Here is a 25,871-nt window from a genome sequence, read left to right as displayed (position 1 = left end):
AAATCCCGAATCATCAAATAATGGCAGGGCCATCAGTATGGAACTTTTGTCGTGTTTGCCGACCCGGGAGTCAGTTTTGTTTCTCTACACGAATAACGTAAACCACCAGGATTTAAGAGGTGCGCAATGAGTGCGACAGCAGCATCGACAGCGCCGCAGAATAAATCACTCGAGTGGATGAACCGCCTTCGCGCCAACCCTAAGATCCCGTTGATTGTGGCAGGCGCTGCCGCCATTGCGATCGTTGTCGCGATGGTCTTATGGGCAAAAAGCCCGGATTACCGCACGCTCTACAGCAACCTTTCCGACCAGGATGGCGGTGCCATCGTCACCCAGTTGACCCAGATGAACATCCCGTATCGCTTTGCCGATAACGGCGGTGCGCTTGAAGTGCCGGCAGATAAAGTGCACGAGCTTCGCCTGCGTCTCGCCCAGCAGGGGCTGCCGAAAGGCGGCGCGGTTGGGTTTGAACTGCTGGATCAGGAAAAATTCGGCATCAGCCAGTTCAGCGAGCAGGTTAACTACCAGCGCGCGCTGGAAGGTGAGCTGGCCCGTACGATTGAAACCTTAGGCCCGGTGAAAAGTGCCCGCGTGCACCTGGCGATGCCTAAGCCGTCCCTGTTTGTCCGCGAACAAAAGTCCCCTTCTGCCTCTGTGACGGTTAACCTCGAACCTGGCCGTGCGCTGGATGAAGGGCAGATCAGCGCCGTCACGCACCTGGTCTCCAGTGCGGTAGCCGGTCTGCCGCCGGGTAACGTTACGCTGGTGGATCAGAGCGGTCACCTGCTGACGCAGTCCAACACCGCCGGGCGCGATCTCAACGACGCCCAGCTGAAATACGCTGCCGACGTGGAAGGCCGTCTCCAGCGCCGTATCGAAGCTATTCTGGGCCCGGTGGTGGGTAACAGCAACGTACATGCGCAGGTCACCGCGCAGATTGATTTCTCGAATAAAGAACAGACCGAAGAGCAGTACGCCCCGAACGGGGATGCTTCTCGCGCCGTGTTACGCTCGCGTCAGATCAATGAGACGGAACAGGTCGGTGGCCAGTATCCTGGTGGTGTGCCGGGTGCGCTCTCTAACCAGCCTGCGCCTGCCAACGCCGCGCCAATCTCCACGCCGCCGGCCAACCCGCAGAACGGTCAGCAAACGAATCAGCAGACGACCTCGACCGCGAACAGTGCCGGCCCGCGTAACAGCAGCCGTAACGAAACGACCAACTACGAAGTCGACCGGACTATCCGCCATACCAAACTGAACACGGGCGATATTCAGCGTCTCTCTGTTGCCGTGGTGGTGAACTACAAAACGCTGCCGGACGGTAAACCGCTGCCGCTCACGGCAGAGCAGATGAAGCAGATCGAAGATTTGACACGCGAAGCGATGGGCTTCTCTGAAAAACGTGGCGATACCCTCAACGTTGTGAACTCACCGTTCAACCCGGTGGATGAGACCGGTGGCGAACTGCCGTTCTGGCAACAGCAGGCGTTCTTCGATCAGCTGATGTCCGCAGGCCGCTGGCTGCTGGTGCTGATTGTCGCGTGGCTGCTGTGGCGTAAGGGTGTCCGTCCTCAGCTTCAGCGTCGCGCTGAAGCCGAAAAAGCTGCGCTGGAACAGAAGAACGCGCGTCCGGACGAGGAAGAAGCGGTTGAAGTTCGTCTCAGCAAAGATGAACAGATGCAGCAGCGCCGTGCTAACCAGCGTATGGGCGCAGAGGTGATGAGCCAGCGCATTCGCGAAATGTCAGATAACGATCCGCGCGTCGTCGCGCTGGTCATCCGCGGTTGGATGGGTAACGAACATGAGTAATACGCTTACAGGCACCGATAAGAGCGTCATCCTGCTGATGACCATTGGCGAAGATCGCGCGGCGGAGGTGTTTAAACACCTCTCTCAGCGAGAAGTGCAAATCCTCAGCGCGGCGATGGCCAACGTGCGCCAGATCTCCAACAAGCAGCTGACCGAAGTGCTGGCGGAGTTTGAGCAGGAAGCCGAGCAGTTTGCTGCGCTCAACGTCAACGCCAACGAATACCTGCGCTCCGTGCTGGTTAAGGCGCTGGGCGAAGAACGCGCCGCCAGCCTGCTGGAAGATATTCTCGAAACGCGCGACACCGCCAGCGGGATCGAAACGCTCAACTTTATGGAGCCGCAAAGCGCCGCCGATCTTATTCGCGACGAGCACCCGCAGATTATCGCCACCATTCTGGTTCACCTCAAACGGGGCCAGGCGGCCGATATTCTGGCGCTGTTCGACGAGCGCCTGCGCCACGACGTGATGCTGCGTATCGCCACCTTCGGCGGCGTCCAGCCAGCCGCGCTGGCGGAGCTGACCGAAGTGCTGAACAACCTGCTCGACGGCCAGAACCTCAAGCGCAGCAAAATGGGCGGCGTGAGAACGGCAGCGGAAATCATCAACCTGATGAAAACGCAGCAGGAAGAGGCGGTTATTACGGCGGTGCGCGAGTTCGACGGCGAACTGGCGCAGAAAATTATCGACGAGATGTTCCTGTTCGAAAACCTGGTCGAAGTGGACGATCGCAGCATCCAGCGCCTGCTTCAGGAAGTGGATTCGGAGTCCCTGCTTATCGCCCTCAAAGGCGCCGAGCAGCCGCTGCGCGAGAAGTTCCTGCGCAACATGTCCCAGCGTGCGGCCGATATCCTGCGCGACGACCTGGCCAACCGTGGCCCGGTGCGTTTGTCTCAGGTGGAGAACGAACAGAAAGCGATCCTGCTTATTGTTCGTCGTCTGGCAGAAACCGGCGAGATGGTGATTGGCAGCGGAGACGACACCTATGTCTGATGAACTGTCGTGGAAGCGCTGGACGCCTGACGACCTCTCCCCTCCCACCGCAGAGTTCACCCCTGCCATAGTGTTGTCCGATGAGGGCGACGCCGGGGCGGGCGTGCCCGAGCTGAGTGAAGAGGAACAGCGCGCCCAGATGCTGGCCCAGATGCAAATGCAGGCGCACGAGCAGGGCTTCAACGCCGGGATGAACGAAGGCCGTCAGACCGGGCACGCACAGGGTTATCAGGAAGGGCTGGCGAAAGGTTTAGAGCAGGGCATTGAGCAGGCGCGCCAGCAGCAGGCGCCGCTGCATGCCCGCATGCAGCAGCTGGTGAGCGAGTTTCAGCACACGCTGGATGCGCTGGACAGCGTGATTGCCTCGCGCCTGATGCAGATGGCGCTGGAGGCGGCCCGTCAGGTGATCGGCCAGACGCCGGTCGTGGATAACGCCGCGCTGATTAAGCAAATCCAGGGGCTGCTCCAGCAGGAGCCGCTGTTCAGCGGCAAACCGCAACTGCGCGTGCATCCTGATGATTTGCAGCGCGTGGAAGAGAGCCTCGGCGCGACGCTGAGCCTGCACGGCTGGCGGCTGCGCGGCGATCCGTCGCTCCATCACGGAGGCTGTAAGGTCTCGGCGGATGAGGGCGATCTGGATGCCAGCGTCGCGACCCGCTGGCAGGAACTGTGCCGCCTGGCGGCACCGGGAGTCGTCTGATGACCGCTCGCCTTACGCGCTGGCTTAACACGCTCGATAATTTTGAAACGAAGATGGCGCAGCTGCCATCCGTTCGTCGTTATGGACGCCTGACGCGTGCCACCGGTCTGGTCCTGGAAGCCACGGGTCTGCAACTTCCGCTCGGCGCCACCTGCGTGATTGAGCGTCAGGACGGGAGTGAGACGCGTGAAGTGGAAAGTGAAGTGGTCGGGTTTAACGGCCAGCGACTGTTTCTGATGCCCCTTGAGGAAGTGGAAGGGATTTTGCCCGGCGCCCGCGTCTACGCGAAAAACATCAGCGGTGACGGCCTGCAAAGCGGCAAACAGCTCCCGCTCGGTCCGGCGCTGCTGGGCCGCGTGCTGGACGGGAGCGGCAAACCGCTCGATGGCCTGCCCTCCCCTGATACAACCGAAACCGGCGCGCTGATCACCCAACCCTTTAACCCGCTGCAACGCACGCCAATCGAGCACGTACTGGATACCGGCGTGCGGCCGATTAACGCCCTGCTCACCGTGGGACGCGGCCAGCGTATGGGGCTGTTTGCCGGCTCCGGCGTGGGTAAATCGGTCCTGCTCGGCATGATGGCGCGTTATACCCAGGCGGACGTCATCGTCGTCGGCCTGATTGGTGAGCGTGGTCGCGAAGTCAAAGATTTCATCGAAAACATTCTTGGTGCGGAGGGTCGCGCCCGCTCGGTGGTGATCGCCGCCCCGGCGGACGTGTCACCGCTGCTGCGTATGCAGGGTGCCGCCTACGCCACGCGTATCGCGGAGGATTTCCGCGACCGGGGCCAGCACGTGCTGCTGATTATGGACTCCCTGACCCGCTACGCGATGGCGCAGCGTGAGATTGCGCTGGCCATCGGCGAGCCGCCCGCCACCAAAGGTTACCCGCCGTCGGTCTTCGCCAAGCTCCCGGCGTTGGTTGAGCGCGCGGGGAACGGCATCAGCGGCGGAGGCTCCATCACCGCGTTCTATACGGTACTGACCGAAGGCGATGACCAGCAGGACCCGATTGCCGACTCCGCGCGCGCGATCCTCGACGGACATATCGTGCTGTCGCGCCGTCTGGCCGAAGCCGGGCACTACCCGGCGATTGATATTGAAGCCTCGATCAGCCGTGCGATGACGGCCCTGATCACCGAGCAACACTACGCCCGCGTGCGTAACTTCAAACAACTGCTCTCCAGCTTCCAGCGCAACCGCGATCTGGTAAGCGTCGGGGCGTACGCCAAAGGCAGCGATCCGATGCTCGATAAAGCGATTGCCCTGTGGCCGCAGCTGGAGGCATTTCTGCAACAGGGTATTTTTGAACGCGCCGACTGGGAAGATTCCCTCCAGGCACTGGAGCTGATTTTCCCGCAGGTGTAACACAGGTGGAGGGCGAAGGTCATGGCGCAGAACAGCGCGTTATCAACGCTGAAAGATCTGGCTGAAAAAGAAGTTGATGATGCCGCATTGCAACTTGGCGCAATGCGACGCGGGTGCCAGCAGGCTGAAGAACAGTTGAAGATGTTAATCGACTATCAGCATGAATATCGCACCAACCTTAACACCGACATGACGCAGGGCATTGGTAGCCAGCGCTGGATTAACTATCAGCAGTTTATCCAGACGCTGGAAAAGGCGATTGAGCAGCATCGCCAGCAGCTTAACCAGTGGACGCAAAAAGTCGATACCGCGCTGAATTTCTGGCGCGAGAAAAAACAGCGGTTGCAGGCCTGGCAAACCTTACAGGACCGGCAGATTGCAGCCTCGACCCTGGCGGAAAACCGTCTGGATCAGAAAAAAATGGATGAGTTTGCCCAGCGCGCATCAATGAGGAAACCAGAATGATCACACTGCAACAACTGCTGATGACCGACAGCGACCCGTCCGGCGGCACGCTGACCGGAAAAGGCGCTGAGGGCGCGCAAGATTTTCTCTCTCTGCTGGCGGGCGCGCTGACCGAGACCACCGGCAAAGGCAAAGATGCTCCGCTGACGCTGGCCGATCTGAAAGCGGCGGGAAGCAAGCTGTCGACAGCGGCACAGGAAAAAAACGGTGATACCACGCTCCAGGCCAAAATCGCCGAGCTGCTCTCGCGCCAGGAGACCCTGACTGATGAAGATACCGCCGTCTCCCTGCAAAGCCTCGTCTCCGGCCTGAAACCCGCAGCGAATACGGATGCGCTGAAGGCGCTGACCCGGATGGACGCGAAAGCAAACAGCGAGACCACGACTGAAGAAGAGGAGCTGGCCGGGTTAAGCGCGCTGATGGCGATGTTACCGCACCAGCAGACTACCACCCCAATGGCGACGCAGCCAGCAAGCACCGGGGAGGTCGCCCCTCGTGCCGCCCTCCCCTCTGCGCTAGCCCAGACGGACAACGGCCAGCATCAGCCGCTTAGCCATGCGTTAACGGGTCAGGAAAAAACGTCGGTTCAGGACAGCGACACGTCGCTGCCCGCCACGGCAGCCGTTACGCCAGCTGTTGCCGCCCTCGCGGAGAAGCAGGACGTAGTGAGCACGGCGTCGTCTGCCGCCAGCCCAACCGCGACGCTGGCCCCGATCGTTAGTCACCTGGCACCCCCCCAGCCTGCCGCTACCGTTGCGACCGCGCCGGTGTTAAGCCAGCCGCTGGGCACGCACGAATGGCAGCAGAATCTAAGCCAGCACATCACCCTGTTCACCAGACAGGGCCAACAGACCGCAGAGCTACGCCTGCACCCGGAAGATCTGGGTCAGGTGCAAATTTCGCTTAAGCTGGATGACAACCAGGCGCAGTTGCAGATGGTTTCGCCCCACAGCCACGTTCGTGCGGCGCTGGAAGCGGCCCTGCCGATCCTGCGCACGCAGCTTGCGGAAAACGGCATTCAGCTTTCCCAAAGCAGCGTCAGCAGCGAAGGCTTTGCCGGGCAGCAGCAATCTTCATCCGGGCAACAACAGCATGCTTCGCGTTCAGGCCAGCATGGCGGGTTTAACGAGGAGAGCGAAGAGTTATTGCCAACCCCTGCCGCCCTGCAATCCGCCGCGCGCGGCAGCCGTGCCGTAGACATCTTTGCCTAAACGCCAGAGGTAACGTGATTATCCCCGTCTTTTCCACGCTTTGACCTAAGCCGGACACGGGATAATCACCGTATTAAGCTGTACCGAAACAGGAAGCTCGTATCAGATGACAGACTCCGCTATCACCAAAAAAAGCAAGCGTTCCATCTGGATCCCGCTGCTGGTGTTGATTACCCTCGCGGCCTGCGCCACCGCAGGCTACAGTTACTGGCGTATGCAGCAGGAACCCTCCAGCGCAGCCGCCAAAGCTGAAGCGCCGCCTCCACCGGCGCCGGTCTTCTACCCGCTGGATACATTCACCGTGAACCTCGGCGATGCGGATCGCGTGCTTTACGTGGGCATTACGCTGCGTCTGAAAGATGAAGCGACCCGTGCACGTCTGAACGACTACCTGCCAGAAGTGCGTAGCCGTCTGCTGCTGCTGTTTTCTCGTCAGGATGCCTCCGCGCTCGCCACCGATGTGGGCAAGCAAAAGCTGGTCGATGCGATCAAACAGACGCTGGCGACCCCGCTGGTCAACGGCCAACCTAAGCAGGAAGTCACTGACGTTCTGTATACAGCCTTCATTCTGCGGTAACGACATGGGCGACAGTATTCTTTCTCAGGCAGAAATCGATGCGCTGCTCAATGGCGACAGCGATAAGAGTGACGATCCGAAGCCGGGTCTGACCGGCGACGATAATATTCGTCCCTACGATCCCAATACCCAGCGTCGCGTGGTGCGCGAGCGTTTACAGGCGCTGGAGATCATCAACGAACGTTTCGCACGTCAGTTCCGAATGGGGCTGTTTAACCTGCTGCGTCGTAGCCCGGATATCACCGTCGGTGCGATCCGCATTCAGCCGTATCATGAGTTTGCCCGCAACCTGCCGGTGCCAACCAACCTTAACCTGATCCATCTGAAACCGCTGCGCGGTACCGGCCTGGTGGTGTTCTCGCCAAGCCTGGTATTCATCGCAGTGGACAACCTGTTCGGTGGCGATGGCCGTTTCCCGACCAAAGTGGAAGGCCGCGAGTTTACCCATACCGAACAGCGCGTTATCAACCGCATGCTGAAGCTGGCGCTGGAATCCTACAGCGACGCGTGGAAAGCGATTAACCCTCTGGAAGTGGAGTACGTCCGTTCCGAGATGCAGGTGAAGTTTACCAACATCACCACTTCACCGAATGACATTGTGGTGAACACCCCGTTCCACGTCGAGATCGGCAACCTGACGGGCGAGTTCAACATCTGCCTGCCGTTCAGCATGATTGAACCGCTACGCGAACTGCTGGTGAACCCGCCGCTGGAGAACTCACGCCATGAAGATCAGAACTGGCGTGAGAACCTGGTGCGCCAGGTTCAGCACTCGCAGCTGGAGCTGGTGGCTAACTTTGCCGACATCTCCATGCGGTTATCGCAGATCCTGAAATTACAACCCGGCGACGTTTTGCCGATAGATAAACCCGACCGCATTATTGCCCATGTGGATGGCGTACCCGTGCTGACAAGCCAGTACGGCACGATTAACGGCCAGTATGCGTTACGCGTTGAGCACTTGATCAACCCGATTTTGAATTCGCTGAATGAGGAACAGCCCAAATGAGTGACATGAACAATCCGTCCGATGAAAACAGCGGAGCACTGGACGATCTGTGGGCTGACGCGTTAAACGAGCAAAAAACGACGCCGACGAAAAGCGCGGCAGACGCGGTCTTCCAGCAGTTAGGCGGCGGCGACGTCAGCGGGACGTTACAGGACATCGACCTGATTATGGACATTCCGGTCAAGCTGACCGTTGAGCTGGGCCGCACCCGCATGACTATTAAAGAGCTGCTGCGCCTGACGCAGGGTTCCGTGGTGGCGCTTGACGGTTTAGCGGGTGAGCCGCTGGATATTCTGATCAACGGCTACCTGATTGCACAGGGCGAAGTAGTGGTGGTGGCCGATAAATACGGCGTACGTATCACCGACATCATTACCCCTTCCGAACGTATGCGTCGCCTGAGCCGTTAAGTATGAAAACCCAGGCAACACTGTCCGCGCCCTCCGCCGTACCCGGCTCCCCGCTGCTTCAGGTGAGCGGCGCGCTGTTCGGTATTATTGCCTTTATCCTTATCGCCGCCTGGCTGGCAAAGCGTTTCGGGCTGGCGGGGAAAACGGCTGGCACGCGCGGATTGAAGGTCAGCGCCAGCACCACACTCGGGCCACGCGAGCGCGTGGTCATTGTGGAAGTGGAAGATGCGCGACTGGTGCTGGGCGTGACTGCCTCCAGCATTAACGTTCTTCACACGCTGCCCCCTTCGCCTGTCACGGTGGAGGCTAACGCCCAGGCCCCTGCGGATTTTCAGTCCGTTATGAAGAGTTTGCTCAAGCGTTCCGGGAGATCCTGATGCGCCGTTTGTTATTGCTTACGCTGGCAGGTCTGGGCCTGTTCGCGCCTTCTGTGTATGCGCAGCTGCCGGGGCTGGTTTCCACGCCGCTGGCGAACGGGGGACAAAGCTGGTCCCTCTCCGTGCAGACGCTGGTGTTCATCACCTCACTGACCTTTATCCCGGCGATCCTGCTGATGATGACCAGTTTCACCCGCATCATCATTGTGTTTGGTCTGCTGCGAAATGCGCTCGGCACGCCGTCCGCGCCGCCCAATCAGGTGCTGCTGGGTTTAGCCCTGTTCCTGACCTTTTTCATTATGTCGCCGGTGATCGACAAGATTTACACCGAGGCGTACCAGCCGTTCAGCGAAGATAAAATTTCCATGCAGGTTGCCCTGGAAAAGGGGGCTCAGCCATTACGTGAATTTATGCTTCGCCAGACGCGCGAAGCGGATTTGGCCCTGTTTGCCCGTCTCGCTAACACGGGCGAGTTACAGGGACCGGAAGCGGTGCCGATGCGCATTCTGCTGCCAGCGTATGTGACCAGTGAGCTGAAAACGGCGTTCCAGATTGGCTTCACCATTTTCATTCCGTTCCTGATTATTGACCTGGTGATCGCCAGCGTCCTGATGGCGCTCGGGATGATGATGGTCCCGCCCGCAACCATTGCCCTGCCCTTTAAGATCATGCTGTTCGTACTGGTCGACGGCTGGCAGCTGCTGGTCAGCTCGCTGGCGCAGAGTTTCTACAGTTGAGGAGCGCGCAATGACGCCTGAGTCGGTCATGATGATGGGCACGGAAGCGATGAAAGTCGCGATTGCCGTCGCCGCGCCCCTGCTTCTGGTTGCGCTGGTAACCGGTCTGATTATCAGTATTCTTCAGGCCGCCACGCAGATTAACGAAATGACCCTGTCGTTCATCCCGAAGATCATCGCCGTCTTCGTGGCGATTATCGTTGCCGGGCCCTGGATGCTCAATTTGCTGCTGGACTACATGCGCAACCTGTTCACCAATCTGCCTTACATCATCGGCTGACGGACGATGCTGCAATTCACCAGCGATCAGTTTGTTCAGTGGCTCGGGATCTATTTCTGGCCGATGCTGCGCATCATGGCGCTGATCTCCACCGCCCCCATACTCAGTGAAAAGTCGGTGCCTAAACGCATCAAAATTGGGTTGGGCATGGTTATCACCATTATCGTTGCCCCTTCCCTGCCGGCGGTGGATATTCCGATTTTTTCCCCGAATGCGATCTGGATTGCCCTGCAACAGGTGATGATTGGCGTGGCGGTCGGGTTTACGATGCAGCTCGCCTTCGCCGCGGTACGAACGGCGGGCGAACTGATCGGTTTGCAGATGGGTCTGTCTTTCGCGACGTTCGTTGACCCGGGCAGCCATCTGAATATGCCCGTGCTGGCGCGTATTATCGACCTGCTGGCGATGCTGTTGTTTCTCTCGTTCAACGGCCACCTGTGGCTCATCTCTATGCTGGTGGACACCTTCCACACGCTGCCGATTGGCGACAACCCGGTGAACAGTAACGCTTTTCTGGCGCTGGTGCGGGCTGCCGGGCTGATCTTCCTCAACGGGCTGATGCTGGCGCTGCCTGTCATAACCCTGTTGCTCACCGTTAACCTCGCATTGGGTTTACTCAACCGAATGGCCCCGCAGCTGTCGGTATTCGTCATCGGCTTTCCGGTGACGTTGACGGTTGGCCTTTTATTAATGTCATTATTGATGCCACTTATCGCCCCCTTCTGCGAGCATTTATTCAGCGAGATATTCAATCTCTTAGCGGATATTGTCAGCGAACTTCCACGCAAATAATAACCCGCAGTGTTTGCAATGTCTTTCTGAGGATATTCCTAAAAATAATCTTGAAAAACATCTACCAGGATATATCTGACGCGGTTTAAATGTTTCTAACCACCTCACAATACTTAATATTTACTTTACTTTAAGATGATTCCTGGCAAATTATACGTAACTTTACGGGATAGTGAGTTCGCCTGAAAGTCTTTGTCATGCTCACAGGTTTTATTAGATTTTTTCCATCCCGTATGGCTGTTTATGAGCTCTCAGGCAGGTGGTGAATTATCGTTACGCATTGAGTGAGGGTATGCCATGTCAACGATCATTATGGATTTATGCAGCTACACCCGGCTAGGGTTAACCGGGTACTTAGCAAGCAGAGGGGTAAGAAAGAGAGACATCAACGATGCACACACCGTTGAAGAACTCGCAGCCGCTTGTGAGACTCACAAGCCCGGCGTGGTGTTTATTAATGAGGACTGTTTCATTCACGACCCCGCTAACAGTCAGCACATTAAGCAGATCATTAATCAGCATCCCAGAACCCTGTTTATTGTTTTTATGGCGATCGCCAATATTCATTTCGATGAGTATTTGTTGGTGCGTAAAAACTTATTAATCAGTTCGAAATCGATTAAACCAGAGTCGCTTGATGACATTCTGGGCGATTATTTGAATAAAGAAGTTAAGAATGTAGGGGCGGTTAACTTACCCACCCTATCATTAAGCAGAACTGAATCAAGTATGCTAAGAATGTGGATGGCTGGACAAGGGACAATTCAGATCTCAGACCAGATGAATATCAAGGCTAAAACAGTATCGTCACACAAAGGAAATATTAAAAGGAAAATTAAAACGCATAATAAGCAAGTGATATACCATGTCGTACGCCTGACAGATAATGTGACGAATGGGATTTTCGTTAATATGCGCTAATTTGCACGGCCATGTTGTACCCTACCTTGATCTCTGGCCTGGCCAGAGATTTTGCTTTTCAGCAGCCGGGCCGGGGAGAAGACGCCCCCGACGCCGCCCTATTCCGCCGTTTCCACAAAGATCCCATCCGGGTGCCCCAGTTCGTTGAAGAACCAGATGCCGAGCGGGTAATCTTCCAGCGACACCAGATACATTGTGCCTTCATTAAACTCTTCTATTGCCAGCACCACGCCCGGGCGGCGCGGCCCACCGTCCGTTTTGACGGTTACCCGATCGTTGACCTTCATACATTCCTCCTGTGGTTTTGAGCCAGTGTAGAACAAATTACCCTGGCTGGCATCGCCGCCTGACGCGAATGGCGTTTTTGTGTGCGGTCTATACTTAGCTGTTGAGACGGTTAAATGAGGAGCCCGCCATGAAGACTGACAAAGAGTACAGCGACACCATTAAGCGTGAGGTGGAAGTGGATGTCGATGCCCTGCTTGCCGCCATTAATGAAATCAGTGAGTCCGAAGTTCATCGCGCGGAGGATAATTCAGACCGTGTCGTGGTCAATGGTCGTGATTACCATACCTACCGTGAACTGGCTGAAGCATTCGAGCTGGATATCCATGACTTTAGTGTCTCGGAAACGAACCGCTAAGGCGAAAAAAATCCCGGTCATGGGGATGACCGGGATCAAACTTGCTTATGCAAGAAGCACTTGTAAATTCGTTACACCAGGAAATCTGATGCAGGTAAGACATTATCCCCAACAGATTTGTCTTACAAGCATATATTCTCTTAGCGAATATTATATTTTATACATGTGAATTTTGGTTATGAGTATAAACATGCGCTGCGTGTGGGTTTATCGGGATCGTTTCCACTTCAACGGGACATCAATGCTGAGTTTTTTTAAGACTTTTCTTAGATGAACATCATTATTCAGGAGACGTTATGCCTTCGCTAAAGGAGACTCTGCTCGTCTTTACCGATCTCGACGGTACGCTGCTGGATTTTCACACTCTCGACTGGCAGCCTGCCGCTTCGTGGCTGAAGAGATTACAGGATGAACAGGTACCAGTCATTCTGTGCAGCAGCAAAACCGCGTCCGAAATGCGTGACATCCAGCAGGAACTTGGCCTTGGCGGGCTGCCCTACATTGCGGAAAACGGCGCGGTGATCCAGCCTGACGTACGGTGGGAAAACGCCGCACGGTTCATCTCAGAAAAGAAGCATGACGATATCCGGCAGTTTATTGCCCGGGTACGCCAGGAGATGCATCTGAAATTCACCACCTTCGACGATGTGGATGAGCGCGTGGTCGCCGAATGGACCGGGCTAAGCCGTCCCCGAGCGGCGCTTGCACGTAAACACGAGGCTTCCGTGACGCTGATCTGGCGTGACAGTGATGAACAAATGAAACGCTTCGCAGCCGAACTGGCCCGGCAGGGACTGAAGATCGTCCCGGGTGCTCGCTTCTGGCATATTCTGGACACCAGCTGTGGCAAAGACGTGGCGGTGCACTGGCTTGTGGAACAGTATCGCCTGCACGACGGATTTGACCCGACAACGCTGGGCCTGGGCGACGGCCCCAATGATGCCCCTCTGCTGGACAGCGTAGCCTTCGCCGTGGTGGTGAAAGGCTTCAACCGGGAGGGGGTCAGCCTTAAGAACAACGATCCCACACGGGTTTATCGCACTCAGCACACCGGACCGGCCGGCTGGCGCGAGGGGCTTGATTACTTTTTAACGTGATCCTGCCAGATGACCCGGTTACGCCCGCGCTGTTTCGCCTCATACAGACGCGCATCGGCGGTGGATTGCAGATTTTCGAAGTGATAATTGCCCTTCTCCTGCGCGCCAGAGACGCCAAACGACGCGCTCACGCGCAGGGTAGTACTTTTCTTAATCAGGATCTCTTTGCTGTCGATACGCTCACGGATCTGCTCTGCAACTTCCGCCGCCTCTTCAAGCGTCATGCCGGGCAGTACCACACAGAACTCTTCGCCGCCGACGCGCCCGGCAATATCTTTAGTGCGCAGGGTACTGGCAATCAGCCCCGCAGCATGGGACAACACCTTATCACCCGCCTGGTGCCCGAACCGGTCATTAATGCTCTTAAAGCAGTCAAGATCGATCTGGATGACAGAGAAAGGCAGCGCCTGCTGTTCACACTGCTTCGCCAGTATTTTCGCCCGCTCAAACAGCGACCCACGATTATTCAACCGGGTCAGAGGGTCGTGCCAGGCCTGCCATTGCAGCGAATTCTGCAACGAATACATATTACTGACCATGCGCCGGATCACCAGCCATGAGATGAGCAGCATCGCGGTGAACAGCGCCCAAAGCAATGCCAGCACAATACTGATGCTGCCGAAATCGCCGCGCACCCCTTCTTCCAGGGTGTGCACGCGCAGGACGATGCCATCAAAGTGGTCGAGACGCTCCCAGCTGACAAAACGACTCCCCAGGCGAATGCCGCCTTCGGAATCCGATTCTATTGCGTGCGCTATCTGCGCTAGTTCGGGCGCGTCAAAATGATTAACGTCCGCAGCAGATGATCCAGACGTCGCGAGCAGGGTGAGACGACTGTCATACAGCTGGTATTCCCCTTCCGGGTTATCGCCTACGGCCTCCACCAGCAGACGACGCAGGGTGGCAAAGGTGAAATCCATCGCCACCACGCCATACCAGACGTGATTGTAATAAACAGGCACACTGGCGGTGATCAGCGGCTTTTTGCCCACAAAGGAGGAAGGAGGCGAGATAAACCAGCGCACGGCACGCGCACGGTTCTCACGCTCGGACTGTTGGGTAAACCAGGGCTGAGTGACCAGATAGTAGTAACGCTGCACGATATCGCTGGCATTTTCCGGCGTATCCGTTTCCAGAAAGAATCCGGCGCGAGAGACATAAATCACGCGCTCTTCGTTGCCGGAAGAACTGGATGCCAGACGCAATAAATACCCCACTTCAAGCGCGGCGGACAGTTCATTATCAAGAAACTCATCATCGCGATTCAGAAGGGTGGTCTTTTCAACGAAGGCATCCGACACACCGTTGATCGGCAATGTGCGCTGTTTATCAACCTCAATTTGCCAGGTGGGGGATGTGCGCAAACGGGCAAAACGCTTTACCGCATCATGTAGCACGCCAAACGCCAGCGGCGTTTCCAGCGCATCACGCATGCTGTGGCGAAAAAACAGCATTTTATCGACGCTGAACTGGAGTTGTCTGTCCAGCGCACTGGCAACCGTTTCCAGATGGTTACGCTGACTGGAGATATAGGCATCTTCCAGTACCACAACTTCGCGCCAGGTCAGGAGGGTGGAAAAGATCAGGACAACGATAAAACAGAGGTTAACAACCAAACGGGGATTGCTACGCTTATGCAGCCACTGCAAAAAAGATTGTTTTACAACAAAGGTATTGTGCTGCACACGCACTCCCTGAGTGTCGCTCACCATCCGATATGATAAGTCTTCTGCCAGTAAAAACGCCCGGCAGGGCCGGGCGTTGTGTGATTAAGCCTTATCGCGTTTTTGCCTTTTATCACCAGGCTGAAGCTCATCTTCACGAAAAGCCTCCCGCTTAATGCCGTATCCGTCATGCCACCGACACTCCACCATTCCACTGGAATAACCGGTGACAATCATGCATGGACCACCATTCTTTGGCTTAACTTCATCACTGACCAAAAAGACCATACCTGCCTCCTGTATCAGGGTGAAACGTTTTCAATTTAGACGAGGAATGGTCTTTTTGCATCCGGGGTCAGCAAAAATTAATGCGATTTTCCGCGTACTTTTTCTACCAGCTTGACCACTGCCACCACAATGACACCTACGATAAAGCCCAACACAAGGTTAAGCAGCGTCGGCAGAATGGCGGCGATCACCGAACCATGTCCCGACGCCAGATGTTCAATTGCATGATGCAGCGAAGCAACGCCGTGCACGATAATACCGCCGCCGACCAGGAACATCGCCAGAGTTCCCACTATCGACAAACTTTTCATCAGCCACGGCGCCAGCACCAGCAGGCTTTTGCCGATAACGCGGGCAATGGCGCTGGATTTTTTTTCCAGCCAGAAGCCGATATCATCCAGCTTGACGATCAGACCGACCAGCCCATACACCCCAACCGTTACAAGAATGGCAATCAACGAAAGCACCATGACCTGATTCATCAGCGGTGCTTCGGATACGATCCCAAGCGTAATCGCCACAATCTCGGCCGAAAGGATGAAGTCAGTACGGATCGCACCTTTGACCTTATCGCGCTCGAACGTTTTTGGATCCTGCGCGGCCAGCGCTTCCAGACGCTGCTGGCGCATTTCCGGGGTGTCTTTCTCTTTGCGTGCGGCAAACATATGCAACACTTTTTCGGCACCCTCGAAGCACAGGAACGCCCCGCCAATCATCAGCAATGGCGTAATGGCCCAGGGTATAAAGGCGCTAATGAGAAGCGCCAGCGGAACAAGGATCACCTTGTTAATAAAGGACCCTTTCGCTACGCCCCACACCACCGGCAGCTCACGGTTCGCCCGCACGCCGCTGACCTGCTGCGCGTTAAGTGACAAGTCATCCCCCAGTACCCCGGCGGTTTTTTTCGCTGCCAGTTTCCCCATGACTGAAATGTCATCCAGCAAGGTGGCGATATCGTCCAGTAATGTTAATAAGCTACTTCCTGCCAAAATCTCTATCCTTCTTTTTTTGCTAATTAAGTGAATAGTATGGAACAAAACTCACCGCCCGGAAACAGGCACCTCACGTCAACAAAAATTTCACATTAACAACACAATTAAAGCACTCGCCAGCCCGATAGTTTTGGCGTTAACTATGAGCGAACTTTTTATTTCGTCGTGAGGGACTATGCGTTTTCGGCATTTATTACCGCTCATTGGAGCACTTTTTTCCCTGTATATCATCTGGGGATCCACCTACTTTGTCATTCGTATTGGCGTGGAAAGCTGGCCCCCGCTGATGATGGCCGGTATTCGTTTCCTTATGGCTGGCGTGCTGCTGATGGCGTTTTTATTGCTGCGCGGTCACAGGCTACCGCCGCTGCGTCCCTTGCTTAACGCCGCCCTGATTGGCCTGCTGCTGCTGGCGGTGGGCAATGGCGCAGTAACCGTCGCCGAACACCAGAACGTGCCGTCGGGCATCGCCGCCGTGGTCGTCGCGACCGTGCCGCTGTTTACGCTCTGCTTTAGTCGTCTGTTCGGGATCCGCACCCGTAAGCTCGAATGGCTGGGCATCGCGATTGGGCTTGTGGGTATTATCATGCTGAACAGCGGCGGTAACCTGAGCGGAAACCCCTGGGCTGCCGTTATGATCATGATCGGCTCGATGAGCTGGGCCTTCGGCTCGGTCTACGGCTCCCGCATTGAGCTGCCCTCCGGGATGATGGCGGGTGCCATTGAAATGCTCGCGGCAGGCATCGTGCTGCTGATTGCCTCGGCGTTGACGGGTGAAAAACTGACGGCAATGCCAGATCTCTCAGGTTTCCTGGCCGTCGGGTATCTGGCCCTGTTTGGCTCGATTATTGCCATCAACGCCTATATGTACCTGATCCGCAACGTCTCACCGGCGGTTGCCACCAGCTACGCCTACGTTAACCCGGTGGTTGCCGTGCTTCTGGGTACCGGTTTTGCGGGCGAAGTGCTGTCGACGATTGAATGGCTGGCGCTGGGCGTGATTGTCTTTGCCGTGGTGCTGGTCACGCTGGGTAAATATTTACTGCCCGCGAAACCGATTGTCACGGCGTGTGAGGTGGAGAAACCGTGATCGGGTGAATGCCCTGGGTATCGATCTGCGCGGCCTGACCGCCGCCGCAGATCCACTCTTCCAGCCGCTCCGTCAGTTCCACGTCATTCAGCTTCATTCTTCCGCGCAGTGCGCACTCCCAGACAATCAGCACCCGCCAGCCCTGGGCGTAAAGCTGCGAAACATCGCGTTTATCACGCTCGACGTTCCTGCCAATCTTCTCCAGCCAGAAGTCGGTGCGTGTCGCCGGGACTTTAAACAGATAGCAGTCGTGATGATGCCAGAAACAGCCGTGGGTAAAGATGATGCACTGGTACGCATCGATCACGAAATCAGGACGCCCGGCAAGCGTGGCATCCTGAACCCTGAATTCAAACCCGATGGAGGTCAGGAGGCCAGCGATCCGTTTTTCGATCGCGGTATCACGCGTGCCGATGGCACGCATGTTTTTACTCCGCGTGGCCTTATTGTGAACGTCCGCCATTGACGGCCTCACTCTGACGCAGCTGAACGGCCTTGCTGATGCGTGAGGCCAGCAGTTTTGCGACGGCGGCAAAGGCTGGCACCACCACCGAGTTGCCAAACTGACGATAGGCTTGTGTATCCGACACCGGAATGCGAAAACTGTAGCCCTGCGGCGCCTCAAAGCCCATTAAGCGGGCGCACTCGCGCGGCGTTAAGCGCCGCGGTCGGTGCTGTTGATTCTGAGGGTCGTCGAAATCTTTTTCGCCCAGCGCCTTATCCCAGCCCCGATCGATAAGAATTTCCGCGCCATCTTTGTAATAGCGCGCCGACAGCGTACGCGTCACGCTGTCAGGATTAAGCGGATTGACCATGCCAAACCCAAAGCCATTGCCTTTGGCCTGATGCTTTTTGGCATAGCGATAGAGGTATTTCCACAGCACTGGCGTCAGAATGAATTTCGCATCGACGGCGGGCTCCAGCAGATCGGCCACTGTCGGACGGCGCGCCGGATACAGCGAGGGCAAATCGCGCAGCGTAAAATCGCCTTTCAGATTGAGATCGCGGCGGAATCCCACCAGCACGATGCGTTCGCGGTGCTGTGGCAGGAAGTGTTTGCCGTCGATAATTTTCGGATCGTCAGGCCCCATGTCCTCTGCATCCGCCACGTCGTAACCCAGTTCATCCAGCGTTTGCATGATAATGCGGAAGGTTTTGCCGCCGTCATGGCTCTTTAAATTCTTGACGTTCTCCAGCACAAAAATTGCCGGGCGGCGGGCATCAATAATCCGGGCAACATCAAAGAACAGTGTGCCCTGCGTATCACAGGCAAAGCCGTGTGCGCGTCCCAGCGCGTTCTTTTTCGACACGCCAGCCAGTGAGAACGGCTGACACGGGAAGCCTGCCAGCAGCACATCGTGCGCCGGAATGGTGTTGCGAATGTGCTCAGCGGCTTCTTCGTCGCTGACGCCGGTTTTGTGGCTCAGGGTGACGTCGCGGATGTCGGCATTAAACTGGTGCTCGTCGGGGTCGCAGTACCAGTTCGCCTTATAGGTGCGGACGGCATGTTTGTTCCATTCACTGGTGAACACGCACTGCCCGCCAATAGCTTCAAAGCCATGGCGAATGCCGCCAATACCGGCAAAGAGATCGATAAAGCGAAAGGCATAATTCGGATGCGCAGCAGGCGGGCGCGGCAGCAGGTTGCGCAGATAACGGAACTCGCCGTCGCTCAGGCGGTGCCCTGCCCTGTCGCTTATCAGCAGCCGCTTGAGTATTGCCGGGCTCCAGTGGCTCTCGCCATGTGCCACCAGCTGGTTTGCCAGCGTTTTAGCATCATACATTTCCAGCAGCTGACGCAGGAGTGCCTGCACGGCTGCCGTTGATTTCTCAACCCGCTCAGGCGCGGGCACAGTCACTGATCGATTTTCCTGCATTCTCTTAACCGGACAATAAAGACAGAAAACAGAGTACCACAGTTCAGGATCGCACACTGCGACGGAAATGGGTCAATATCTGGCTGTCGGTTCCGAGATAATCGCCCTGTAATTCGGCACTCAGCTTCGCCATAAACTGGATCAGGAAATCGGCATTGTGACGCGCAAGTTCGCGTCCCCGTGCGGTTTGCATGGTGTCCGGCAGGCGCAGGAGTTTGGTCTGAAAGTGATCGAGCGCGAAAGCTTTATCATCCAGCGCACGCGCCCCGGCAAACGGGTCGTCGGCATTAAACAACGCGGTGCCCAGCGCACCGGACACGGCAAAGACGCGCGCAAGGCCGATGGCGCCTAACGCCTCCAGCCGGTCGGCATCCTGGACCGTTTTGGCCTCCGGGCTTTGCGGCGCGATACCGGCACTGAAGCTGTGTGCTTCAATGGCATGCTCAACGGCCGCATACCGATCGGGCGGAAAATCAGGAAAATCGCGGCTCAGGATCTGGCGCGTTTCTCGCGCTGCCAGCCGCGAGGAGTGACTACGCTGCGGGTGATTTTTCGGCAGGCTGACAATGTCATGGAAGTAGCATGCGGTCAGCACAACCAGCGGATCACAATCCCCGTCAGCCATAATGGCCTGCGCCGTCATCCAGACGCGGCGAAAATGGGCGATATCGTGCGCCGCATCATCAGTAAAATGATTTTCGTCGAGCCAGCGCTCAAAACGGTGCTGCCACTGCGCAAGTTCCATCATTCCATCCTGTTGCTCAAAAGAGAGTGAATTATAATACACCCGAATCAAAATCCTTAATAAATAGAATTTCGAAATACTTAATAATAATTACCCGCTATATTTTCAATGAATTAATTCACGCGAATAATAAAGAGATAAAAAGAAATATTTTGTAATATTTTTACCAGTTTAATTACATTTATTTTTGAACCTAAATAATAATCCATAGAATAGTATCAGCCATGTAGTTACGGAGGGTAATTACATATATTCAGACAATTTATATTTAAAGGGAATATATAATGAAAAGAAAAGTTCTGGCAATTCTCGTACCCGCGTTATTAATGGCTGGCGCAGCAAATGCGGCGGAAATGTATAACAAAGACGGCAACAAAGTTGACCTGTACGGTAAAGTTGATGCACGTCATACCTTCTCCGACAACCCAGGCGACGACGGCGATGAAACCTATGTCCAGATTGGTTTCAAAGGCGAAACACAAATTAATAACGATCTTATTGGTTACGGCCAGTGGGAATATAAAACCTACGCTAACGATACCGAAGGCGCAGGCGACACCTCTTTTAACCGTCTGGCCTTTGCTGGCCTGAAATACGGCGAATATGGCTCATTCGATTATGGCCGTAATTACGGCGTCGTGTATGACGTTGAAGCCTGGACCGATATGCTGCCAGTATTTGGTGGCGACTCCTATACCTGGACCGACAACTATATGGTTGGCCGTACTAACGGTGTGGCGACCTATCGTAATAATGACTTCTTCGGTCTGGTTAACGGCCTGAACTTTGCACTGCAATATCAGGGTGCTAATGAAGGTGCTAACGCAAACGAAAATCAGGAAGGCACCAAAAACGGCCATGATGATGTTCGTTTCCAGAACGGCGACGGCTTCGGTATGTCAACTACCTATGACTTCGATTTCGGTCTGTCGCTGGGTGCCGCTTATTCATCGTCTGACCGTACCAACGACCAGGTTGCTTACGGCGCAGGTACCTATAATCGCTTCAGCAAATATGCCGGCGGTGAACGTGCGGAAGCGTGGACAATCGGTGCAAAATACGATGCGAATGATGTCTACCTGGCAATGATGTATGCGGAAACCCGCAACATGACTCCGTACGGCAACGATGGCATCGCCAACAAAACTCAGAACTTTGAAGCCGTAGCGCAGTACCAGTTTGACTTCGGTCTGCGTCCATCCCTGGCGTGGGTCTATTCAAAAGGCATCGATTTGGGTGGTAACGATTATCATCCAGGCAATGGTTATGACTATGTAGACCAGGATCTGGTTAACTACATCGACGTGGGCATGACCTACAGCTTCAACAAGAACTTCTCCACCTACGTTGATTATAAAATCAACCTGCTGGACGAAGATGATGCCTTCTACAGTGACAACGGTATTGCAACCGATGACATCGTTGGCATCGGTATGATCTACCAGTTCTGATCCCCATAAATAGCAAAGCCCGCAACGCGGGCTTTTTTTATTTGACGCTGAAATATTACGGCGCTTCCTGCAAGGCCAGGCGAACAAACCCGTTATTCTGTGCCAGTAATTCATGCGCTTTCCAGGCATCCATACCCGTCAGCACCATAAGCACCGCCGTTTTACACTGATGGTTACAGCTTTCCAGCGCCGCCTTCGCCTGCGCCCGGGAGCATCCCCCCGCTTCCATTACAATGGCAATTTGTCGCTCGGCCCATCTGGTATTGCTTGCCTCCAGATCAACACGCAGGTTGCTGTACACCCGTCCTGTCCGTATCGCCAGACCGGTGGTGACCATATGCATTATCATGCTTTGCGCAATGCCCACTTTGGCGTTGGTATACCCGGCAACCACATCCGCGCCCAGATCGGGGGCAATAACCATGCTCGCCAGCTGCGCCGCTTCACTTTGCGCATCCTCCGTAATGAGCGCGACCGTTGAGCCCAGAGACCACGCATGACGCATCGCGCCCCAAACCCATGGCGTTTTGCCGCTGACGGACAGCGCCAGCATCATGTCGTGCTCGCCGAATTTTATCGTCTGAAGGTCTGCAACGCCGCGCGCGTAGCTTCCGGCGTTATCGCCTGCTGTCATCGCAATGACCGGATGTTTTCCCGGCGCGAACGCTTCTGCCGCCTGCTTCGCCACACCTCCGGACGCGCCTGCGCCGATCAGCACCAGACGTCCGCCGTGACTAAGCGTCGCCGCCGCGTTATCCACCACGCGAGCCAGCATACTTAAGTGAGGGGTAAGTGCAGAAGAGATTTGTGCGTCATCCTGGTGTATGACATTAAGCATATCCAGCGTAGATAATCTGTCGATGTTCATCGTGCTGGCGTGCCGTCTTTCCCTGGCCGTACCGGTAAGCATAATGCTCATAAACTGCCTCCTTATTATGAGTACCCCCACACTATAAAGTGTTTTATACAGGTCACATGAGAGAAGGCTCACGAAACGCCTCTCTTTACATGGCTTTATGAAATGCCCGTCATCAGCGATAATTAGCCCTTTCTTTTTCATCGCGGAGTGTTAATGAGCGATTTGCAGCCCTTCCCCCCGACGCGCAAGCGCCCTATGAAGCTGAATACGCTGGTTACGCTGATGGTGTGCGCCATTATCGGTTCTGTGCTGCTGGTGGTCTTCGCGCTGTACTCTGTGCAGATCACCCGTGCCACGCGCGATGACGTGAAAGATACTGCGCTGGGTATCGCCCGAACGCTGGCCGACAGCCCGGAGATCAAGCGTGGCCTGATGGAATCGCCGCAGGCCGGCATCATCCAGCCGATTGCCCAGGCGGTGACGAAGCGCAACGACCTGCTGTTTACCGTGGTTACCGACCTGCGTGGGATCCGCTATTCTCATCCAAACGAAGCGCTGTTAGGCTTGCATTTTATTGGCGACGATCTGACGCCCGCCCTCGAAGGGAAAGAGAATGTCTCCGTGAACCGCGGCGCACTCGCGGAAGCACTGCGCGTCTTTACGCCCGTTTATGACGATCGGCACGACCAGATCGGCGTGGTCGTGGTGGGTATTTCGCTGAATAAAGTTGAAGATCAGATTGCCCGCGGTCGGCTCAATGCCGTGTGGACCATCTTATTCAGCGTTCTGATGAGCTCAGTGGCGATATGGGGTCTGGTCCGGGTTCTGAAACGTATTCTCTTCGGGCTGGAGCCTTACGAGATCTCTGCCCTCTTTGAGCAGCGCCAGGCCATGTTGCAGTCCCTGCGCGAAGGCGTGATGGCTGTTGATATGCACGGGCGCGTGACGATGATTAACCACACCGCCAGAGAAATTTTGCTCCTGAGCTCGGGTGAGCACTCCGAGAGCAGCGGCGAACCATTGCTGGTCAGCCTGCGGGAAGTGGCCAAAACCGGCATTGCTCGTCAGGATCAAGAGATCGGCTGTAACGGACGGCTACTGCTGTGCAACATGGTCCCCGTGAAAAGCCAGAATCAGGTGATCGGGGCAATCAGCACCTTCCGCGATAAGACCGAAATCAGCCAGTTAATGCAGCGTATCGATGGTATGGTCAACTATGTTGATGCCCTGCGCTCACATACGCATGAGTTTATGAACAAGCTGCACGTGATCCTCGGCCTGCTGCACATGAAGCGCTACGATAAGCTGGAAGAGTACATCATCCAGACCGCACAGAATTATCAGACGGATATCGGCGCGATACAGCGCAAGGTTAAATCGCCGGTCATTGCGGGTTTCCTGCTGGGTAAAATCAACCGCGCCAAAGAGGCGGGAGTGACCCTGACGCTGGCCGAGGAGAGTCAGCTTCCTGACACCAGCAATGAAGAGCAGGTTGCGGTTCTGATCACCGTGCTGGGCAATTTAATCGAAAATGCCCTGGATGCGATGGAAGGTCAGCAGGAAGGCGAGATCGGCCTGCTGCTGCATTATCAGAACGGCTGGCTGAGCGGTGAGGTCAGCGATGACGGTCCCGGCATTGATCCCGAGCGGCTGGAGGCTATTTTTACAAAGGGCTACTCAACAAAAGGTGAAAACCGTGGCGTTGGGCTGTTCCTTGCACGTCAGCAGATCCAGAACCTGGGCGGAGATATTACCGTCGAGTCGGAGCCTGGCGTATTTACCCAATTTTTTGTTCAGATCCCCTGGGATAGCGAGAGGAATATCGCGTGATAAATGTATTAATTGTCGATGATGACGCCATGGTAGCCGACCTCAACCGTCTGTATGTTAACCGCGTTGAGGGTTTTAACTGCTGCGGCGTCGCTTCTACGCTCAACCAGGCCGAAGCATTGATCGCAAACCCAGGCCAGCCGATCGATCTGGTGCTGCTGGATGTCTATATGCAGCAGGATAACGGGCTGGATCTATTGCCCATCATCCGCGCATCGGGCCGCCCGATTGACGTTATCATGATTTCGTCAGCCTCCGACGCCGCAACGATCCAGACGTCGATGCACTATGGCGTGGTGGATTACCTGATTAAACCGTTCCAGTTCCCGCGTTTTGAAGAGGCGCTGAACGGCTGGAAGGCAAAGCGCAGTCTGATGGGCTCGCATCAGTATTATGAACAGGCCGACGTCGACAGGCTGATCCACGGCGGCGCGCCGGAGCTGGCCGACAGCAAAAAATTACCGAAAGGCTTAACGCCGCAGACGCTGCGCACCATTTGCCAGTGGATCGACAGCCATCCGGAGATAGAATTTTCCACCGACGATCTGGCGAATGCGGTCAACATTTCCCGCGTCTCCTGCCGCAAATACCTGATCTGGCTGGCGCAAATCAATATCCTGTTCACCAGCATTCACTACGGTGCCACCGGTCGACCGGTATATCGCTACCGTTTGCAGCCGGAACAGGTCGGCCTGCTCAAACAGTACTGCCAGTAATTCGGTAGCTGTCGTCCAGAAGGGTAAAACGGAAGTGGTGCATCGAGGAGATCACCACTTCTTTTGTTTTGGTGACAAAAATGGCTTCAATATCGGGGCGCGAACGCAGCGCGGCGCAGCCCTGCTCCACGCCCATGCCGTAGATCAGCGTGGTCCAGATATCGCCGTCGAGGGAGTCTTGCGAAATAATCGTCACGCTGTCCAGTTCGTTATCCAGCGGGTAGCCGGTACGCGGGTCAAGTATGTGATGATAACGTTTGCCGTTCTGCTCGAAGTAGCGCTCATAGGTGCCTGACGTCACAACCGACCGGTTTTCTACCGTTATGGCGCCAATCAGCGCGTCACCAGCGAACGGTTTTTTCAGGCCGACGTGCCAGCCGTCCTCCGGCGAGCCTAACGTCTGGACGTTGCCGCCAAGGTTGATCAACCCGAGTTCGGCGCCCTCTTTATGCAAGTAATCCCGCACCCTGTCGGCGATATAACCTTTGGCGATAGCCCCCAGATCGATCTCCATTCCCTGGCGTGTAAGAAACACGCTGCTGTTGGCGTCATCCAGTACCACGTTCGCAGGATCCGTGATACTCAGCAAGGCGGCGATCTCGTCCGCGGGCGGTACAGCGTCCCCCTTAAAGCCAATTTTCCAGCGTTTGACCAGCGGACCTATCGCCAGGTTGAACGCACTGTCTGTAGGCAGGCTGGCCGCTTTCGCGCAGCGGATCAGGTCAAACACCGGGCGACTGACGACAACCGGATGCTGACCGGCAGCATGGTTGACATCCATCACCTGCGAATCCGCACGGTTGACGGTGAGGAGATCTTCGTACTGTTTGATCAGGCGAAACACGCGGGACGCGAGGGCTTCGTCATGGGAGAAGAGTTTCAGGAGGATGGGCGAGCCCATCAGAACGGCGTTGTAGCTGTAAACGCGATGGCTATCAGGCATTGCATAAGTCCTCAGATGTAGCCCCGG

The 25,871-nt window shown here is 55.9% G+C and carries 28 protein-coding genes and 1 pseudogene; 20 read left to right on the top strand and 9 right to left on the bottom strand.

The annotated features are described in order from the left end of the window. Positions 1 to 126 precede the first annotated feature (126 nt). The 14 genes and pseudogenes from fliF (at position 127) to rcsA (ending at position 11,649) form a co-directional block, all read left to right on the top strand. Entirely contained in the window at positions 127 to 1,809 is a 1,683-nt protein-coding gene (fliF, locus tag ACNQ0T_RS00225; protein WP_022648549.1) for a flagellar basal-body MS-ring/collar protein FliF, read from the top strand. Further along, a complete protein-coding gene (gene fliG / locus ACNQ0T_RS00220) occupies positions 1,802 to 2,800 on the top strand; it encodes a flagellar motor switch protein FliG (RefSeq protein ID WP_003859608.1) in 999 nt (332 codons plus the stop codon). The genes fliF and fliG overlap by 8 nt, the downstream gene beginning before the upstream one ends. Continuing rightward, on the top strand, positions 2,793 to 3,500 hold the full coding sequence (fliH, locus tag ACNQ0T_RS00215) for a flagellar assembly protein FliH (protein ID WP_199126782.1): 708 nt from the start codon (positions 2,793 to 2,795) through the stop codon (positions 3,498 to 3,500). Before fliG ends, fliH begins: the two co-directional genes overlap by 8 nt. After that, positions 3,500 to 4,870 carry a flagellar protein export ATPase FliI gene (gene fliI, locus ACNQ0T_RS00210; RefSeq protein WP_032624018.1) on the top strand — a complete coding sequence of 457 codons (1,371 nt, stop codon included), beginning with the start codon at positions 3,500 to 3,502 and terminating at the stop codon, positions 4,868 to 4,870. The genes fliH and fliI overlap by 1 nt, the downstream gene beginning before the upstream one ends. Positions 4,871 to 4,891: 21 nt before the next feature. Next, positions 4,892 to 5,335 carry a flagellar export protein FliJ gene (gene fliJ, locus ACNQ0T_RS00205; protein ID WP_006811155.1) on the top strand — a complete coding sequence of 148 codons (444 nt, stop codon included), beginning with the start codon at positions 4,892 to 4,894 and terminating at the stop codon, positions 5,333 to 5,335. Then, complete coding sequence (fliK, locus tag ACNQ0T_RS00200; protein WP_417929330.1) at positions 5,332 to 6,546, top strand: flagellar hook length control protein FliK; 1,215 nt, start codon at positions 5,332 to 5,334, stop codon at positions 6,544 to 6,546. Before fliJ ends, fliK begins: the two co-directional genes overlap by 4 nt. 106 nt (positions 6,547 to 6,652) lie before the next feature. Then, positions 6,653 to 7,123 carry a flagellar basal body-associated protein FliL gene (gene fliL / locus ACNQ0T_RS00195; RefSeq protein WP_003859598.1) on the top strand — a complete coding sequence of 157 codons (471 nt, stop codon included), beginning with the start codon at positions 6,653 to 6,655 and terminating at the stop codon, positions 7,121 to 7,123. A 4-nt stretch (positions 7,124 to 7,127) separates the two neighbouring features. Further along, positions 7,128 to 8,132 carry a flagellar motor switch protein FliM gene (gene fliM, locus ACNQ0T_RS00190; RefSeq protein ID WP_006811158.1) on the top strand — a complete coding sequence of 335 codons (1,005 nt, stop codon included), beginning with the start codon at positions 7,128 to 7,130 and terminating at the stop codon, positions 8,130 to 8,132. After that, positions 8,129 to 8,542, top strand: coding sequence for a flagellar motor switch protein FliN (gene fliN / locus ACNQ0T_RS00185; RefSeq protein WP_003859592.1), 414 nt, complete (start codon positions 8,129 to 8,131; stop codon positions 8,540 to 8,542). The genes fliM and fliN overlap by 4 nt, the downstream gene beginning before the upstream one ends. Before the next feature lie 2 nt (positions 8,543 to 8,544). Next, positions 8,545 to 8,919: a flagellar biosynthetic protein FliO gene (gene fliO / locus ACNQ0T_RS00180; RefSeq protein ID WP_023306522.1), complete on the top strand. Its 375-nt coding sequence runs from the start codon at positions 8,545 to 8,547 to the stop codon at positions 8,917 to 8,919. Beyond that, positions 8,919 to 9,656, top strand: coding sequence for a flagellar type III secretion system pore protein FliP (gene fliP, locus ACNQ0T_RS00175; RefSeq protein WP_022648554.1), 738 nt, complete (start codon positions 8,919 to 8,921; stop codon positions 9,654 to 9,656). The genes fliO and fliP overlap by 1 nt, the downstream gene beginning before the upstream one ends. Positions 9,657 to 9,666: 10 nt before the next feature. Continuing rightward, positions 9,667 to 9,936 (top strand): flagellar biosynthesis protein FliQ, encoded by a 270-nt coding sequence (gene fliQ / locus ACNQ0T_RS00170; RefSeq protein WP_003859587.1) that lies wholly within the window; start codon positions 9,667 to 9,669, stop codon positions 9,934 to 9,936. 6 nt (positions 9,937 to 9,942) lie between these two features. Next, positions 9,943 to 10,735 (top strand): annotated as a pseudogene (fliR, locus tag ACNQ0T_RS00165) (flagellar biosynthetic protein FliR); the annotation flags it as partial. A gap of 290 nt (positions 10,736 to 11,025) precedes the next feature. Continuing rightward, a complete protein-coding gene (gene rcsA / locus ACNQ0T_RS00160) occupies positions 11,026 to 11,649 on the top strand; it encodes a transcriptional regulator RcsA (protein ID WP_022648556.1) in 624 nt (207 codons plus the stop codon). A gap of 98 nt (positions 11,650 to 11,747) precedes the next feature. On the opposite strand, the gene dsrB is transcribed toward rcsA, so the two are convergent. Beyond that, positions 11,748 to 11,936, bottom strand: a complete 189-nt coding sequence (dsrB, locus tag ACNQ0T_RS00155) for a protein DsrB (protein WP_003859583.1) — start codon at positions 11,934 to 11,936, stop codon at positions 11,748 to 11,750. A gap of 128 nt (positions 11,937 to 12,064) precedes the next feature. Between dsrB and yodD the strand changes: the two genes are divergently transcribed. Continuing rightward, positions 12,065 to 12,292, top strand: coding sequence for a YodD family peroxide/acid resistance protein (gene yodD / locus ACNQ0T_RS00150; protein WP_017383339.1), 228 nt, complete (start codon positions 12,065 to 12,067; stop codon positions 12,290 to 12,292). A gap of 296 nt (positions 12,293 to 12,588) precedes the next feature. Further along, positions 12,589 to 13,389, top strand: a complete 801-nt coding sequence (locus ACNQ0T_RS00145) for a mannosyl-3-phosphoglycerate phosphatase-related protein (protein ID WP_023300489.1) — start codon at positions 12,589 to 12,591, stop codon at positions 13,387 to 13,389. Here the strand turns inward: ACNQ0T_RS00145 and dgcQ are convergent. From dgcQ to ACNQ0T_RS00130, 3 genes are all read right to left on the bottom strand, one after another. Continuing rightward, on the bottom strand, positions 13,374 to 15,074 hold the full coding sequence (dgcQ, locus tag ACNQ0T_RS00140) for a cellulose biosynthesis regulator diguanylate cyclase DgcQ (protein WP_063148555.1): 1,701 nt from the start codon (positions 15,072 to 15,074) through the stop codon (positions 13,374 to 13,376). The two genes, ACNQ0T_RS00145 and dgcQ, sit on opposite strands and share 16 nt — an antisense overlap. Positions 15,075 to 15,158: 84 nt before the next feature. Then, positions 15,159 to 15,341, bottom strand: a complete 183-nt coding sequence (locus ACNQ0T_RS00135; protein ID WP_022648559.1) for a YodC family protein — start codon at positions 15,339 to 15,341, stop codon at positions 15,159 to 15,161. Between the two features lie 77 nt (positions 15,342 to 15,418). Beyond that, positions 15,419 to 16,333, bottom strand: coding sequence for a DUF808 family protein (locus tag ACNQ0T_RS00130; protein WP_169441341.1), 915 nt, complete (start codon positions 16,331 to 16,333; stop codon positions 15,419 to 15,421). A 175-nt stretch (positions 16,334 to 16,508) separates the two neighbouring features. Between ACNQ0T_RS00130 and yedA the strand changes: the two genes are divergently transcribed. Then, positions 16,509 to 17,423, top strand: a complete 915-nt coding sequence (gene yedA, locus ACNQ0T_RS00125; protein WP_058646935.1) for a drug/metabolite exporter YedA — start codon at positions 16,509 to 16,511, stop codon at positions 17,421 to 17,423. Here yedA and ACNQ0T_RS00120 read toward each other — a convergent pair. From ACNQ0T_RS00120 to ACNQ0T_RS00110, 3 genes are read right to left on the bottom strand one after another with little or no spacing between them, the layout of a single operon-like run. Further along, positions 17,395 to 17,886, bottom strand: coding sequence for a very short patch repair endonuclease (locus tag ACNQ0T_RS00120; protein ID WP_022648562.1), 492 nt, complete (start codon positions 17,884 to 17,886; stop codon positions 17,395 to 17,397). The genes yedA and ACNQ0T_RS00120 overlap by 29 nt on opposite strands. Continuing rightward, complete coding sequence (locus ACNQ0T_RS00115) at positions 17,867 to 19,300, bottom strand: DNA cytosine methyltransferase (RefSeq protein ID WP_113787992.1); 1,434 nt, start codon at positions 19,298 to 19,300, stop codon at positions 17,867 to 17,869. The genes ACNQ0T_RS00120 and ACNQ0T_RS00115 overlap by 20 nt, the downstream gene beginning before the upstream one ends. 43 nt (positions 19,301 to 19,343) lie before the next feature. Next, positions 19,344 to 20,045: a phosphohydrolase gene (locus ACNQ0T_RS00110; protein WP_069596734.1), complete on the bottom strand. Its 702-nt coding sequence runs from the start codon at positions 20,043 to 20,045 to the stop codon at positions 19,344 to 19,346. A gap of 284 nt (positions 20,046 to 20,329) precedes the next feature. Here ACNQ0T_RS00110 and ompC point away from each other — a divergent pair, with 284 nt between their 5' ends. Then, complete coding sequence (gene ompC, locus ACNQ0T_RS00105) at positions 20,330 to 21,496, top strand: porin OmpC (RefSeq protein WP_023300494.1); 1,167 nt, start codon at positions 20,330 to 20,332, stop codon at positions 21,494 to 21,496. Positions 21,497 to 21,551: 55 nt separating this feature from the next. Here the strand turns inward: ompC and ACNQ0T_RS00100 are convergent, their stop codons facing one another. Beyond that, positions 21,552 to 22,415, bottom strand: a complete 864-nt coding sequence (locus ACNQ0T_RS00100) for an N-acetylmuramic acid 6-phosphate etherase (RefSeq protein ID WP_046619336.1) — start codon at positions 22,413 to 22,415, stop codon at positions 21,552 to 21,554. Between the two features lie 153 nt (positions 22,416 to 22,568). On the opposite strand from ACNQ0T_RS00100, the gene ACNQ0T_RS00095 reads away from it, so the two are divergent. Together ACNQ0T_RS00095 and dcuR are read left to right on the top strand one after the other, a co-directional pair. Continuing rightward, a complete protein-coding gene (locus ACNQ0T_RS00095; RefSeq protein WP_417929327.1) occupies positions 22,569 to 24,185 on the top strand; it encodes a sensor histidine kinase in 1,617 nt (538 codons plus the stop codon). Next, on the top strand, positions 24,182 to 24,901 hold the full coding sequence (gene dcuR, locus ACNQ0T_RS00090) for a two-component system response regulator DcuR (protein WP_023300497.1): 720 nt from the start codon (positions 24,182 to 24,184) through the stop codon (positions 24,899 to 24,901). The genes ACNQ0T_RS00095 and dcuR overlap by 4 nt, the downstream gene beginning before the upstream one ends. Here dcuR and ACNQ0T_RS00085 read toward each other — a convergent pair. Further along, on the bottom strand, positions 24,882 to 25,844 hold the full coding sequence (locus ACNQ0T_RS00085) for an FAD:protein FMN transferase (RefSeq protein WP_032624009.1): 963 nt from the start codon (positions 25,842 to 25,844) through the stop codon (positions 24,882 to 24,884). The two genes, dcuR and ACNQ0T_RS00085, sit on opposite strands and share 20 nt — an antisense overlap. Positions 25,845 to 25,871: the final 27 nt, after the last annotated feature.

This window comes from Enterobacter cloacae complex sp.6700776 (genome assembly GCF_048284255.1).
Taxonomy (GTDB): Bacteria; Pseudomonadota; Gammaproteobacteria; order Enterobacterales; family Enterobacteriaceae; genus Enterobacter; species Enterobacter intestinihominis.
This window is presented reverse-complemented; position numbering and strand designations above follow the sequence as displayed.

Bases quoted from the DNA above. Each gene is read 5' to 3' on its own strand.
- fliM (WP_006811158.1), top strand. From the start codon at position 7,128: ATGGGCGACAGTATTCTTTCTCAGGCAGAAATCGATGCGCTGCTCAAT.
- ACNQ0T_RS00095 (WP_417929327.1), top strand. From the start codon at position 22,569: ATGAGCGATTTGCAGCCCTTCCCCCCGACGCGCAAGCGCCCTATGAAG.
- rcsA (WP_022648556.1), top strand. From the start codon at position 11,026: ATGTCAACGATCATTATGGATTTATGCAGCTACACCCGGCTAGGGTTA.
- ACNQ0T_RS00135 (WP_022648559.1), bottom strand. From the start codon at position 15,341: ATGGTCTTTTTGGTCAGTGATGAAGTTAAGCCAAAGAATGGTGGTCCA.
- fliF (WP_022648549.1), top strand. From the start codon at position 127: ATGAGTGCGACAGCAGCATCGACAGCGCCGCAGAATAAATCACTCGAG.
- ACNQ0T_RS00085 (WP_032624009.1), bottom strand. From the start codon at position 25,844: ATGCCTGATAGCCATCGCGTTTACAGCTACAACGCCGTTCTGATGGGC.
- fliO (WP_023306522.1), top strand. From the start codon at position 8,545: ATGAAAACCCAGGCAACACTGTCCGCGCCCTCCGCCGTACCCGGCTCC.
- ACNQ0T_RS00115 (WP_113787992.1), bottom strand. From the start codon at position 19,300: ATGCAGGAAAATCGATCAGTGACTGTGCCCGCGCCTGAGCGGGTTGAG.
- fliL (WP_003859598.1), top strand. From the start codon at position 6,653: ATGACAGACTCCGCTATCACCAAAAAAAGCAAGCGTTCCATCTGGATC.
- ompC (WP_023300494.1), top strand. From the start codon at position 20,330: ATGAAAAGAAAAGTTCTGGCAATTCTCGTACCCGCGTTATTAATGGCT.
- fliI (WP_032624018.1), top strand. From the start codon at position 3,500: ATGACCGCTCGCCTTACGCGCTGGCTTAACACGCTCGATAATTTTGAA.
- ACNQ0T_RS00110 (WP_069596734.1), bottom strand. From the start codon at position 20,045: ATGGAACTTGCGCAGTGGCAGCACCGTTTTGAGCGCTGGCTCGACGAA.
- fliN (WP_003859592.1), top strand. From the start codon at position 8,129: ATGAGTGACATGAACAATCCGTCCGATGAAAACAGCGGAGCACTGGAC.
- ACNQ0T_RS00100 (WP_046619336.1), bottom strand. From the start codon at position 22,415: ATGAGCATTATGCTTACCGGTACGGCCAGGGAAAGACGGCACGCCAGC.
- fliG (WP_003859608.1), top strand. From the start codon at position 1,802: ATGAGTAATACGCTTACAGGCACCGATAAGAGCGTCATCCTGCTGATG.
- fliK (WP_417929330.1), top strand. From the start codon at position 5,332: ATGATCACACTGCAACAACTGCTGATGACCGACAGCGACCCGTCCGGC.
- fliQ (WP_003859587.1), top strand. From the start codon at position 9,667: ATGACGCCTGAGTCGGTCATGATGATGGGCACGGAAGCGATGAAAGTC.
- fliJ (WP_006811155.1), top strand. From the start codon at position 4,892: ATGGCGCAGAACAGCGCGTTATCAACGCTGAAAGATCTGGCTGAAAAA.
- fliP (WP_022648554.1), top strand. From the start codon at position 8,919: ATGCGCCGTTTGTTATTGCTTACGCTGGCAGGTCTGGGCCTGTTCGCG.
- ACNQ0T_RS00145 (WP_023300489.1), top strand. From the start codon at position 12,589: ATGCCTTCGCTAAAGGAGACTCTGCTCGTCTTTACCGATCTCGACGGT.
- yodD (WP_017383339.1), top strand. From the start codon at position 12,065: ATGAAGACTGACAAAGAGTACAGCGACACCATTAAGCGTGAGGTGGAA.
- ACNQ0T_RS00120 (WP_022648562.1), bottom strand. From the start codon at position 17,886: ATGGCGGACGTTCACAATAAGGCCACGCGGAGTAAAAACATGCGTGCC.
- dsrB (WP_003859583.1), bottom strand. From the start codon at position 11,936: ATGAAGGTCAACGATCGGGTAACCGTCAAAACGGACGGTGGGCCGCGC.
- yedA (WP_058646935.1), top strand. From the start codon at position 16,509: ATGCGTTTTCGGCATTTATTACCGCTCATTGGAGCACTTTTTTCCCTG.
- fliH (WP_199126782.1), top strand. From the start codon at position 2,793: ATGTCTGATGAACTGTCGTGGAAGCGCTGGACGCCTGACGACCTCTCC.